This is a genomic window from Paenibacillus sp. GCM10028914 (genome assembly GCF_042666275.1).
In the GTDB taxonomy this organism is placed as follows: Bacteria; Bacillota; Bacilli; order Paenibacillales; family Paenibacillaceae; genus Paenibacillus_AQ.
Map to the genome: position 1 here is coordinate 1 of NZ_JBHTFO010000003.1, position 12,595 is coordinate 12,595.

The 12,595-nt window shown below is 39.4% G+C and carries 12 protein-coding genes; 10 read left to right on the forward strand and 2 right to left on the reverse strand.

The genetic code is table 11. From position 1 onward, the window contains the following. Positions 1-362 precede the first annotated feature (362 nt). The 8 genes from ACFQV5_RS02105 to ACFQV5_RS02140 all read left to right on the forward strand — a co-directional run bounded on the left by ACFQV5_RS02105 (position 363) and on the right by ACFQV5_RS02140 (position 7,784). Positions 363-824 carry a YfbM family protein gene (locus ACFQV5_RS02105; protein WP_379243161.1) on the forward strand — a complete coding sequence of 154 codons (462 nt, stop codon included), beginning with the start codon at positions 363-365 and terminating at the stop codon, positions 822-824. A 20-nt stretch (positions 825-844) separates the two neighbouring features. Next, positions 845-1,300: a DinB family protein gene (locus ACFQV5_RS02110; RefSeq protein WP_379243163.1), complete on the forward strand. Its 456-nt coding sequence runs from the start codon at positions 845-847 to the stop codon at positions 1,298-1,300. A gap of 261 nt (positions 1,301-1,561) precedes the next feature. Next, positions 1,562-2,347: a copper amine oxidase N-terminal domain-containing protein gene (locus ACFQV5_RS02115; RefSeq protein WP_379243165.1), complete on the forward strand. Its 786-nt coding sequence runs from the start codon at positions 1,562-1,564 to the stop codon at positions 2,345-2,347. A gap of 380 nt (positions 2,348-2,727) precedes the next feature. Then, the gene (locus ACFQV5_RS02120; RefSeq protein ID WP_379243167.1) at positions 2,728-3,225 is read left to right on the forward strand and encodes an NUDIX hydrolase; all 498 of its coding nucleotides are present in this window, start codon (positions 2,728-2,730) and stop codon (positions 3,223-3,225) included. Positions 3,226-3,246: 21 nt separating this feature from the next. After that, positions 3,247-3,825, forward strand: a complete 579-nt coding sequence (locus ACFQV5_RS02125; RefSeq protein WP_379243169.1) for a hypothetical protein — start codon at positions 3,247-3,249, stop codon at positions 3,823-3,825. Between the two features lie 298 nt (positions 3,826-4,123). Next, positions 4,124-6,322, forward strand: coding sequence for a stalk domain-containing protein (locus ACFQV5_RS02130; RefSeq protein WP_379243171.1), 2,199 nt, complete (start codon positions 4,124-4,126; stop codon positions 6,320-6,322). Between the two features lie 215 nt (positions 6,323-6,537). Continuing rightward, positions 6,538-7,095 carry a hypothetical protein gene (locus ACFQV5_RS02135; protein WP_379243173.1) on the forward strand — a complete coding sequence of 186 codons (558 nt, stop codon included), beginning with the start codon at positions 6,538-6,540 and terminating at the stop codon, positions 7,093-7,095. Between the two features lie 113 nt (positions 7,096-7,208). Next, a complete protein-coding gene (locus ACFQV5_RS02140; RefSeq protein ID WP_379243175.1) occupies positions 7,209-7,784 on the forward strand; it encodes a dihydrofolate reductase family protein in 576 nt (191 codons plus the stop codon). Between the two features lie 337 nt (positions 7,785-8,121). Here ACFQV5_RS02140 and ACFQV5_RS02145 read toward each other — a convergent pair whose 3' ends face one another. Together ACFQV5_RS02145 and ACFQV5_RS02150 are read right to left on the reverse strand one after the other, a co-directional pair. Further along, a complete protein-coding gene (locus tag ACFQV5_RS02145) occupies positions 8,122-8,520 on the reverse strand; it encodes a hypothetical protein (protein ID WP_379243177.1) in 399 nt (132 codons plus the stop codon). Then, positions 8,474-8,731 carry a stalk domain-containing protein gene (locus ACFQV5_RS02150; protein WP_379243179.1) on the reverse strand — a complete coding sequence of 86 codons (258 nt, stop codon included), beginning with the start codon at positions 8,729-8,731 and terminating at the stop codon, positions 8,474-8,476. Before ACFQV5_RS02150 ends, ACFQV5_RS02145 begins: the two co-directional genes overlap by 47 nt. Before the next feature lie 419 nt (positions 8,732-9,150). On the opposite strand from ACFQV5_RS02150, the gene ACFQV5_RS02155 reads away from it, so the two are divergent. Both ACFQV5_RS02155 and ACFQV5_RS02160 read left to right on the forward strand, forming a co-directional pair. After that, positions 9,151-11,463 carry a discoidin domain-containing protein gene (locus ACFQV5_RS02155; protein ID WP_379243181.1) on the forward strand — a complete coding sequence of 771 codons (2,313 nt, stop codon included), beginning with the start codon at positions 9,151-9,153 and terminating at the stop codon, positions 11,461-11,463. A 170-nt stretch (positions 11,464-11,633) separates the two neighbouring features. Further along, the gene (locus ACFQV5_RS02160) at positions 11,634-12,311 is read left to right on the forward strand and encodes a response regulator transcription factor (RefSeq protein ID WP_379243183.1); all 678 of its coding nucleotides are present in this window, start codon (positions 11,634-11,636) and stop codon (positions 12,309-12,311) included. The last annotated feature ends 284 nt before the right edge of the window (positions 12,312-12,595 follow it).

Sequence of the window (12,595 nt, forward strand, 5' to 3'; positions counted from 1 at the left end):
AACACTTACGTATACATTTACGTTTATGTATTCGTATATGTACACGTCCACGTAAACATTTACGTGGACTTAAAACTCGTATTGCTGTTACACCTGACACAAACGATTACGTTTATGTACGTGTAAACATTTACGTATACATTCTTAACCTTATAGGGGGATTTCATCAAACAAAAAGAGGTCATCCGCGATCCAAGCAGATAACCCCATTTTGTAGTTATTGTAATACGTAAATGTAAACGTGTACGTTTACGTACGTATCTATTAATTTGCTTCATTAAAATAAAGCCGCAGTGCTTCATTGATTATCCTTGTTTTCTCCCCTCTGCCATTTTCCGCACTCTGACTGTCTAACCTCTTTTATGGATGACAACCTGGTGCGGCAAATCGCAGCAGGCGACATTGCATTGAAGAGTTTGAAAATAGACGATTATCGCGGACTGGGTATTGATAGATCCTGGGAGGCGATTCACTATTTGCTCTGTGGTGATATTTCCGATGGAAAGCCCCCTCTTGGATATGTTGTTCCGCTGACGTCAGATAAAGGCATCGATTTTGGCTCATTCGGGGCGTATTCCTTACACGCCGAGCAAGTTGCAGAAGCACATCAGGCTATGTCTAAGTTAGATGAAGCGCAGCTCCGCTTGCGGTATGATTTCCCCGCTATGGTTAAGGAAGAGGTATATCCACTTGAGCCGGACACTGTTTCAGACGAGGATGAGGATGAGTTCTTTGTCTACATACTTCAGTATTTTAACGAAATTCGGAATTTCTATAGCCAAACTGTAACCGAGTGTAAAGGTATCATCTTCTATATTTTCTGATCCTATGAGGGGGAACCGAAATGAAGACGATCAAGGGCATGATGGAGCATATGTACTGGGCGGATGGACGCATCTTGGACGCGCTCGAAGAGATTGAGACGAAGAACACGGACCTTCTGAAGCTGGTTCGACACGTTGCTGTCGCGGAACGAGTCTGGCTGTCCCGATTGCAGGGCAAGGGCAGCGTTCAATATTCGTTATGGGAGGAAGCTGAAGACCTGGCGGCGATCAGGACGATGTTCGATGAAAACGCTGAGGCATATCGCGCCTATATCGAAGGGCTCGAGGAATTCGTCTTGGACGAGATGATCGACTATGCGAACCAGAGTGGGGTTCCTTTCCGAACATCCGTCCGGGACATCCTGTCGCAGGTCCTCTTACATGGTCAATATCACCGGGGACAGATCAACCGGGCACTTCGGATCGAATCGGCAGAGCCTGTCCAAGTCGATTACATCACGTTCGCGAGGCTCTAATCACACTTATAAATTGAGAGTCACATATCTAGTATATGTGACTCTTTTTTTTCATGATAATAGTATCTGTTTGTTTACAATCCCTAAAGCTGCGAACAAGGAACACATCGTTGAAAATCTAAATGCCATAGGATGGGAATTAGAGAAAGACGATATTGACCAGATTGAGAGTCACTTCCCAACTGTAAAAAAGGATAAATTTAATATGCAACATTATCCAGTGGGATTGCGTTTACCTAGATGAAGGGAGCATAGCATAACATGAAAAAAACAATAATCTCACTATCACTTTCTTTAGTGTGTACCTTACTGATCGGTAATCCAGCAATAAGCTTTGCTAATAAGTTGTCGGATACGGTTGACAATGGAAAAGTTGAAAATGGACGAATGCTGATCCCATTACGTGCAGTATCGGAAAGATTCAATTCAGAAGTGACTTGGAACCAGGCAAAAAAAAGCATTAAGATTATTCGTGGTAAACGAGAGCTTTTGCTGTTTGTTAATTCACGTACCGCTTTATTAAATAACGCTGCAATCAGCCTTGATGTGCCAGCAAAAATTGATAAAGGAACAACCTATGTTCCAGCACGTGTTTTTGCTGAAGCTTTTGGCGGTACAGCCCTATGGTCCGCACAAGAGCGAAAAGCAACGATTACAATCGGTACGCAGCAGGTATTTATCCATACAGAGCCAATAAAAACTTGGAGAATGAGTCAGGAGAGAATAAACGTACTTAATGCAAAGATTAATGAAGCTACCGACCTCTCAAGTTTTTCGCAAATTCGAACATATTTTAGTCCTTATTTCACTGACTCATTTATTAATAAGATTATTCTTAGTAATGGGATTAAAAATAACGCTGAACTAACTGAAAAAGCCGACATTATCTACAGCGGTACCACAGCGGCGAAAATGCACCAATCTGCTTACTTAGAAAGTGGTCCTATCAATCTTGAGCTCGTTGATCGTTATGTATTCTACAAACTCGTTGAAGGCAAATGGAAGGTGGATGATGTTAATGTAGGCAGACAAATTATTGAGCCATAGTAAGGATTATGCCGATGTTACAGACGACGGCAAGATCGATATTGAAGATCTTGCGACAATTGCGGGATTGATATTGAAATAATTTCCAACCAAACATAACAAGGGATCACGCTTCGTATGAAGATAACGTGATCCCTTGTTTAATATGGATACATATCCCAAAACTTTCTCTTGCGTTACAGATCGGGCGCAAAGCTAAAATCGATGAGAATATCAGGAAGATTTGACGTTTATGATTATAGCGTTTCCCAGGACTCACTATTAAAAACCCAAAATTGTGACACATGTCAAGGGATAATTCCGTTTAGGTAGCGGGCAGGAAAGTTTAAGCTGGCAGAGGAATAAATATACAATCGATATTTACATAAGGAGGCCGTAATATGCCATTTCCAACACATATCGTAGCTGCAGGTGGATTAGTGGAAGATGGGCAAGGAAATATCCTTTTAGTAAAAACCCATGATGGTGGTTGGGTTTATCCTGGTGGACAAGTAGAAGTTGGAGAAAATCTGTTGGATGCCTTGGTTCGTGAAATCAAAGAGGAAAGCGGGATTGACACCATGGTTAGCAACTTAATTGGCGTCTATTCGAATACTGGGATTTTCAAATGGTATGATGGCGTTACTGATGTTCCTACTCAAGTTATATTTGATTTCGTATGTAGACCTGTTGGTGGGGAGTTAGCTGTTTCTGAAGAAACAACAGATAGCCGTTGGGTGGCGAAGGATAGAGTACTTGATTTTATAAAACACCCAGCTATACGAACTCGATATCAAGCATATTTGGAGTTTAACGGAGGGGTAAATTACATGGAATATGTAACGAACCCCGAGTTCAAAATCAAACACCAAACAGGTATAACGAAGAACGTAAATTAAATAGTATGGGGGATTATGGACATGACTGAAATTGAAAAACTACTCTTGACCATTAAAGAAAATGATCAACTTGAAGAACAGATTGGCGCAATACTATGTTTAGATTTTTATGACAATCTGCAAACACCTTACATGCTTAACTATCAGTACATATTTAGTATTCCTGGTATGGCATTCTGTAAAGATGGAGGCGGCGGAGAGTATATATTGTTAGAAGATAGTAGTATTGCTTATTCTGGTCAAGCGGATGAATGTGGTCGTGTAGCCGAAAATGTGAAGGAGTTTCTGGAGTTGATATTAAACTGCGCTTACAGTTGGTATAACTATACTCTGTTGTATAAGCATAATTCTGAATTTCTAAACGAAGATATAGTGGAATATGAGCTTGAAGGACGAGAGCAGTTTTTGGATGCTTATGGGGATGATTTTTCTAATTATGATGATTTACAACAAATAGTAGCAGAAGCACTGCACCTAAAAATTTCACAGGACATTAGAAAAGATATCCTGCCTTTATTTTTTAAAGCTGCAATGAAAGAACCAAAGTTTTACTGGGAAGAGCAAGATTTAAAAAGAAGATCAACAGACCTAATAAATTAATATTCTGAAAAGAAGATAGTCCGATTCCAATGATGAAGGAACACATACAATCAAGAAGAATAACAATACAATGCCATGCGAGATGCTTTCACAGGACATTGAAATTTCTAAAACGTTTGAGCTTTACTTGGTTCAAGCATTTTTTCGTTGTTAATATGATTACCACCAATCGTAATTCTTGTGGTAATTTGTGGGGGGTGTGTTTTGTTTGAAACATTTTTCATCATACTGCGTCTAGTGAAATAGGCTCTTTTCCTGAATTAGCCAACCCAATATTAGTCATCTAGAAGGAGACAGAATGAATCACATGAAACGTGGATTACTGATTTTTATTACTATTTTAAGCTTGTTAAGCTACCCAATTTCCGGGTATGCTCAGGCCCAGGCTAAAGAACTCAATTTCGAGGATCTTTTTAGCGGGGCTGTTATTCTCTCGATTGGAAGTCCAAACGCGATTTATGACAGTGAAGACCGAATCATTGATGAGAATAACTATAATGTTGTGCCTTATATTAAGAATCAACGAACCTTGGTACCACTGCGATTCATTAGCGAAAGTCTTGGTGCGCGTGTTGCCTGGAATCAGGCATCGTCGGTCGCAACAATTACTTATGCAGGAAAAGAAATTAAAATTACACTAGGCAGCAAAACGGTACTTGTCAATGGAAAGAAAACAGCGCTTGATGCACCAGCAGAATATAAACAAGGCAGGACTTTTGTGCCCCTACGAGTGATCAGTGAAACTTTAGGTAAAAAGGTGTTTTATAACCGCGGAGTTCTCGTGATCAGTAATAAGTCCATTTTAAATGCGAATCGAGATGCAGAGATCGTAGATTATTTGAAATTCATGCTTGCACCGTATTCGAAAAGCCCTTACACCGGAAAGAAATTGTCTAACCAGAAAATCGCAGGTTTTGAACAAAGTGTCGTTCTATTGGAATCACTTGATCGAAGCGGAGAATCGATAGGTTTTGGCAGTGCATTTGCGGTAGGTTACGGCTTGTTCTTGACGAACTATCATGTCATCGACGAAGCGAGCAGTTATGTCATCTTTACGGGAAAAGATCAGGTATATGAGGCCGCTGGGATCGTAGCGGTAGATAAGAAGAATGATTTAGCTTTGGTGAAAGCGAAGATACGTACCAATGTACCTCCGCTTCATATTGGAACAACGCAAACCTTGTCCAAAGGACAGGCAGTTGTTGCCATCGGAAATCCGGAAGGTCTGCAAAACACTGTATCCACTGGTGTGGTTAGCGGGCTCCGTGTCATTGAGAACCAAAGCCTGATTCAATTCACAGCACCGATTGCTTCTGGTAGTTCAGGAGGAGCACTATTTGATAAAAAAGGTGAAGTTATTGGTGTTACTTCATCAGGGTTGGAAGAAGGGAACTTGAATTTTGCTGTACCGATCGATTATGCAAAATCTTGGATAAGTAAATATAATTCTATGACCTTCTCTAAAATTTCGGTGCTGAATCAGGACCAATTCAGAGAACCATCAAATGGCTCAGGAACGAGTAAGCCGGAAAACAAACCAGAACCTCCTGTAATTACACCTGGAGGAAATGTGAAAGTTTTAGATGAAATTATCCAGGAAGCCATTACTCATCCATCGAAAGAAGTCATCTATGCAATTGATGATAGTGAGTCAACCATTATATTGTATGATTTAACTCAGAAAAAAGTAATTAAGACCTCTGTTCCATTCAACAAGCCACCACGGAAGTTGGCTTATGCAAGCGGAGAACTTTACGCTATTTTCAGCGATGAAGAGTATAGTTCCTATCGTGATGATGACGAACAGGGTGGAACCGTAAAGGTGCTTGACCCCAACACATTGCAAGTGAAAGATGAGTGGGATGTTTACATTGACCCATACGATGTCGTAGTAGATGAAACGGGTCATGTCTATATTACATCAGGTTCAGGACAGTGGACCTCCATTAAGAGTTACGACCGTTCTACCCACAAGGCGCTCTCTTCTTCAACGATTTACGAAAAGAACAATATTGTGATGCATCCGTCCAACAACCGAATTTATTCTGTGACCAATTCTTTGAGACCAAGGGATATCACTGTATATCGAATCAGTGAAGGTAGCCTCACAACGACATATGACTCTCCTTATCATGGAGACTACAGCCTATCAACCGTGATTGGCATTACACCGGATGGCAAATACATTGTAAACGGTGCAGGCACTGTCTTAACAGCTACTAATAATAAAAATACCGACATGTATTATGCGGGATCTATAGATCCTTTTGAATTCGTGGTTGCGAATAAGTCACAAACCTCTAAGTTTTTTACAGCAACCAACAATAAGATCAATCAAGTAGATACTAAGACACTATTAACGAACAAAACGTACAAGACGCAAGGAACGATTGTGAAACTCTTGATGACAGATACTCAACTCATTGCGATTACCAAAGGTAACGTTGCAGGATCGAATGTATCCAAGTATGCGTTTGAATTGATTATAAATCTATAGTTTTGTTAAGCTAGATAAGAACAATACAAAAGAAGTGCATTCTATGTGAGATAAGCATTGATTGCGCTTCTTTTGTCTTTAATTAGCGGATTTATAAATGATATTCGATTCTGAAGCGATGAAAATAACAGGCAGGATAGCTCAATGTTTTCGCGAATATTCTACATTATCGAAAAGGAATTAAAACCACGAACTAGAGAGTTGGTGTATACGTAATGAAACAGAAAATCATTTTATTTTTAGTAACTTCAATTCCATATGGTCTTGCGATGGGGATAATTTTTGTGAATGATAAAAACGAATGGTTGAAAAAGTCATTAGTGTCTGGAATAATATTTGGATTGTTAATGACAGTGATACTATCAATTATTCAATGGATAAATCAAAGGAGACTAGGGCAGAAGAAGGGTAAACTAAAGGTTAATAATACAGTAAGATTTGAAATAGAAGATTCAAAACAAGAAATACTTGAATTGTGTGAAAAATCATTAGTAAATATTAAAAAATGTATTATCGAAAAAAGTAATCTTGATGAAGGAACCTTAACCGCTAAGACAGGGGTAACTTGGCTAACTTGGGGTGAATATATATTATTTCAGTTGGAATTTATTGATGATAATAAATGGATGGTTAACGTTTCAAGTAGACCAATTGTTAAGACGACAGTAATTGATTATGGAAAAAATAGAGATAATATCCAGAGAATTATAGAGTATATAAGAGATAAAAAGAATAGTGTGAAAATAATTCAAGATGATTGCAACATCACCTAACATTCATATTTCATTTGGGATTAGCAACCCATAAATAATACCCAAGTTGAATTATGCTAAGATGTAGTTAATGTATAAAGTAGATATTTCTTATGAACAAAGGAGAAATGAAAATGAGAAAACTCGTTCTATTTCTGCACGCATCGCTTGACGGTTTTGTAGAAGGGCCGAACGGTGAAATGGACATTGGCTGGGTTTCCTATGATGCTGATTTGGAGAAACACGCGAAAGAAATTCTGAGTACTGCCGACACTGTCATTTGGGGACGTGGGACTTATCAGATGATGTACAGTTACTGGCCATCTGTACCTTCGAACCCATCAGCTTCGCAGTATGAACGGAATCATGCCGAGTGGATCGAAAAGACAGACAAAATCATTTTTTCCACGACGCTGGAGAAAGTCGAATGGAACAATTCCAGACTGGTGAAAGAAGATGTCGAGGAAGAGATCAAGAACCTCAAAAAGCAGCCAGGTAAGGATATGGTCATCCTCGGCAGTCCTAGGTTCGCACACTACCTTATGCAGCTTGATTTAATAGATGAGTATAAAATTACGGTTTCTCCAGTCCTCATCGGTAGCGGATTGCCGTTATTCCAAGGCCTCAAGGAGAAGATCAATCTTAAACTTATCGAAAACAAGACATTTGATTCTGGAGCCATAGGTCTCGTTTACCAGACGATAAGATGACCGTGTCACCTAAAGTAGATTACGCTAACAGGTAAAGATAGTTCAAGAAAATTGTTGAAGATATTTCAAAAAAGACATTAACATCATATAACAATGAATTATAGCATCCATTCTATTGTTCCTTGGTTGTCAGATGTATAATCAAGGAAGAAGCTCTGATAACACAAGACCCAGCCTAAGATAGGAGCTATCATAGACTGGGTCTTGGCGTGTACGCACAAATGGGATAAGTTTTTACTCTTATATCATATCTAGGCTGTGTTGCAATGTTCCGTTATGTGAATCTTGTGATGTCTGTAAAATGTTTATTAATATTGATTGCTAAAACGTAATTGGACTACTTATATAGAGATGTTGTAAGTGGAATAAGGAAGGCGCCATCGGTGGATTGTTTAACATTAATAGAGATGTTGTTGACTCCGATAATATCTATCTCTATGGTCTGCATGCCACTAGCTGGAGTAATCCCATCCACTTTTTTAAGCAATGTATTCTTATCATTATCTTTAATTTCAATATTTTCAACTTCTGTATCGATAGCAGCAAACTGCAAAATCAGTTTATGGTACTTGCCATTTGGACTTAAAGCAGTATATTTAATATTTGAACCCGAAGAATTGTACAGAACTTCACCATAATCTTTGTTGTTGAATTTTGTTTGAGCAGGATCTTTGGAATATAACGTATCGTTAAAATTCTTCTTGCTTGATTGCAACACCTTCTTTAAGCTCGCCAATAATGACCTCTTTAGCTTTCGCGTCATAATTGACCGGAATGTCCAGTACATTGGAGACGGCTCTTACCGGCAAGTATGTTGTGCCTTCATATGTAATAGGAAGGATCGCTTTCCCTGCTGCATCCTTCATTTGTGTGATTTCCCCATTAACTTGTTCCTCATCAAAATCCCCTCCAAAATATAATTCACTTCCAAAAATTTTACATTTCAAATTTGTGTGAACAATGGAGCGTTCGTTATAAAAAGAAATTTTAGACGGTTTAAGTAACAGTATTGTTATAAGCAAACCGTAATGGAGTTGGAAGTGAAGCAAAGGAAATAGTCGTAATGTTATCCCCCTTACCGGCAGGGATTTCCATATAGTGGTGAAGAGTAAGTGCTTTAACTCCGAATTACACCCTTACAGGGAAATAAGTTTAGCTAGAGAAAACAGTTTGTTGTAAGCATTTACATGGAAGTATTATACTTACCGCACATCACATCGCCAAGATTAGACAAGATGCTCAGAACGATGTGAAACCACGAAAGGAGGGACATAGTGAAAAGTCAGTGTCTTTGTTCAGGCGCCCATCCTGAAATCAAAGATTCGATAGATTGTTACCTAAACAATTGATATGAGGAGGTTTTGATTTGAAAAAATTAAGCATAATCCCGTTAACCTTGGTATTAATGTTGCTGCCTTCGATGGCACTTGCTAAAGGTATACCTACGGATGGAAAGTCGTATGCCCAGATTGCGGATTCACTCGGTAATCTAGCCTACAACAAGACTGTGGTTGTAAGTAATGTGAGTAAAGTCGTACCAAGGAATAATCTCGCACTACATAAACCAGTAGTGGCAAGCAATATTCAAAGCGATAAATATAGCGGAGAAATGGCAGTGGATGGTGATCCCGATACACGCTGGGCCACAACAGATGCTGATATGACTCATACATTAGATATTGATTTAGGAAGCAAGACTACTTTTGATAGAGTGGAGCTGATGCAGTTTCACGACAGAGTAGAGAGTTATACAATACAATACTGGACAGACAATGCTTGGCATGATGCATATTCAGGTGGAAAAGTTAAAGCAGGCTATACGAATGTGACCGAAAAAGATCATTTTCAGCCGGAAATTGCGGAATTTTCTCCCGTTACCGGCAGTAAGATGCGGTTAATTATTAATGCATATAAAGTTGAACCGAGTTTTTGGGATATCGGTGTGTATAACACAGCGGACATCTCGGTTGATCCTGTAACAGATCCTTTATATGATGGCCCCAAAGCAGTAGATGCAGACCCGGGATCCTATTGGAAAACAGAGGATAATATCACGTCTGCAACGCTCGATGTGGACTTTGGTCATAGCATCTCTTTGAACAGGGTAGATTTCTCACAGCCCACTGAAAAGATTGGTGAGTATATCATTCAATATTGGGATGGTTCTAAGTGGGTAGAGGCGTTTCAAGGTATATCCTCTTCGACCAAAGAAAGTGTTGAATTCAAGACCGTTACCGGCAGTAAGTTAAGATTACAATTCAATGTAAAATCCGGGGTTACCGGAATAGGTCTTTCAGAGCTTGAAGTCTATGACACGAATGCGGATCCGGGATTGTCCCGAGGACAACGGGTGTTGATCGATAAGGGACTGCAGCAACAAGCATGGATCACCACGGATCAGACAAGTCGTTATTTCCCTACGGCCGATGAATGGAAAAATATACACTTTACGGCACCGACTTACTATGAAGCTCCTATGTATAACCAAACGTTTCATGATGCGCTGCCCGATTCCCAATGGTCTTTAGCGAAAGCTCCATTCGCGGAACATTTAGTTGGAGGACCGACATCGCAAGAACATTTTCTAAATGAACAGCAAAGGGCGAATCTGACCAATCTTGTCAGCATGCAATTTGGAGACGAAGAAGATTTTAACGCATCTGTCGTTAAATCTCTTAAGGGTTGGTTTGATTTAAGCCGAAAATTATATCCAGATGTGATCGTGCATTCCAATCAATATGCAGGTCAATGGAAAACCGAACAATTAAGGGCTTATACACGTGCTGCAAAACCGGACCTCTTAACTTATGATTGGTATTATTTTGATCGGAACGATCAGCATCCGGGTGGAAGCGCCAAAGAAATATATGATGATATTAATAAATTCCGAACCATTGCTTTGGAAGGTTATGATGGAACAGGACGTTCGCCGATTGCTTTTGGACAATACACACAAGGCTTTACATCCGGGGAAGATTACGTTCCTTCCGAGTCCGAGCTTAATATCGTTTCTTATGCTACCTGGACAATGGGAGGGAAATGGCTGAACTTGTTCCGCTGGGAGAAGGACGATGGAAAAGATGATATTAATCCGTATATATTCTACGATAATAACGGCAATTTGACGCCAAGTTATGATCAGTATGCTGAAATAGTGAAACAGGGAGACGCTCTTGGAGATTATCTCGTACGTCTGAACAGTACGGATGTGCGAATCATTCCGGGAGATCATATGTCAAACGGCAATGTTGTTGCAAATCTCAAACCAGATACCATTCCAATATGGGATCCTTCGGTCGATGCCCGCATTCGGAGTATTGCTGTTCAGAATATCGGAAATGCCAATCAAGGGTTAAAAGGGGATGTGCTGATCGGCTATTTTGAACCACTTAACGGATTAACGAAGGAAGACAAAAAATTACTTCCAGCCCCACATTCGAAATACTTTATGATTATGAATGGACTGACAGCGAGTGGAGAAGCGGGATTATCCGACAATACGAGTCAGAAGATAACGCTCGAACTCGATGTTAAAGGGGAAGGTCCAAACTCACTGTACCGTGTCAATAAAGATACAGGGGTAACAGAGCGTGTTCAGTTGACTCACATCAAAGGAAATCAATATCGATTGGACATTACACTTGGCGGAGGCAAGGCAGATTTGTACTTCTGGAAGTAATATATTTCATGAATTGGCTCTCCATTTGTATAGGAGAGTCAATTTTATTTTATGGGAAATCAAAAGTGAGGTGAGCAAAGTGAATAAATCGATTCCATTGCCTGGTAACTATTTCTTGGATTGTGTTAATCTGTTTAATAGTGAACTCGATTTAGAGAGAGGGATGTTACTTGAATAGAAACGTTCTATATATTGAAGATAATGAGAAAATTGGTGGTTGGGTAAAAGAAGAATTGGAACAGCGAGGATTTTCAGTTCAGTGGCTGCTTTCTGGTGAAGGAGCCGAAGATAAAGTGAATCAGCATGAAGTCGTTATTATGGATATCATGTTACCTGGATTAGACGGATTTACTGTGGGAAAACGATTGAAAAAGGCTGCTCCTGCGGTTCCTATTTTGTTGTTATCTGCTCGAACATCGATAAATGATAAGGTAGATGGTTTACAATTTGCTGATGACTATTTAACGAAACCTTTTCATACCGATGAATTAGTTGCAAGATTAGAAGTATTAATCCGTCGAAGTGGCGTACTATATTCCGAACGTATCTCCTTAGGAAATTATATAGAAGTAGATCCAGAAGGCAAAATGGTATGGAACAAACGCACAGGTGAAGAAGTTATATTGACAGGGAAACAACATCAAATATTAATGTACTTCCTACGCCACCCTAATCAAGTTTTGCCGAAAGAACAAATTTATGAAGCCATTTGGGAAGAAGCTTATATAACGGGTGATAAAACATTAATGGTACATATCCATCGACTGCGTCAAAAGTTGGAACGTCATCCAGATTCACCAGAGATTATTGAAACGTTAAAGGGAATAGGCTATCGGGTGAAACTATGAAACAGACTAGATCATTATTTCGTCATTTTCTAAAAGGACATTTTCTATTTATCTTTTTCCCTCCCATTGTGCTTATATTCTTCTCTGCGTTCGTTGGGGTTTCTAACAATGGAGAAGTACTGAATTCGTTATATCTTTTTTACATTATTTTATTTTTGTTTAGTTTTATTATTGTCGCATTTGTTGTAATATCTTGGATTTTCTTCTTGAGACTTCGTAAACGTCTCACCCGCTTACAGGAAGTCATGTCATTTTCAGCGAATCATAACTCTTTTCCTAAATCA

Coding starts and splice junctions, on each gene's coding strand:
- ACFQV5_RS02105 (WP_379243161.1), top strand. CDS start 363: ATGGATGACAACCTGGTGCGGCAAATCGCAGCAGGCGACATTGCATTG.
- ACFQV5_RS02110 (WP_379243163.1), top strand. CDS start 845: ATGAAGACGATCAAGGGCATGATGGAGCATATGTACTGGGCGGATGGA.
- ACFQV5_RS02115 (WP_379243165.1), top strand. CDS start 1,562: ATGAAAAAAACAATAATCTCACTATCACTTTCTTTAGTGTGTACCTTA.
- ACFQV5_RS02120 (WP_379243167.1), top strand. CDS start 2,728: ATGCCATTTCCAACACATATCGTAGCTGCAGGTGGATTAGTGGAAGAT.
- ACFQV5_RS02125 (WP_379243169.1), top strand. CDS start 3,247: ATGACTGAAATTGAAAAACTACTCTTGACCATTAAAGAAAATGATCAA.
- ACFQV5_RS02130 (WP_379243171.1), top strand. CDS start 4,124: ATGAATCACATGAAACGTGGATTACTGATTTTTATTACTATTTTAAGC.
- ACFQV5_RS02135 (WP_379243173.1), top strand. CDS start 6,538: ATGAAACAGAAAATCATTTTATTTTTAGTAACTTCAATTCCATATGGT.
- ACFQV5_RS02140 (WP_379243175.1), top strand. CDS start 7,209: ATGAGAAAACTCGTTCTATTTCTGCACGCATCGCTTGACGGTTTTGTA.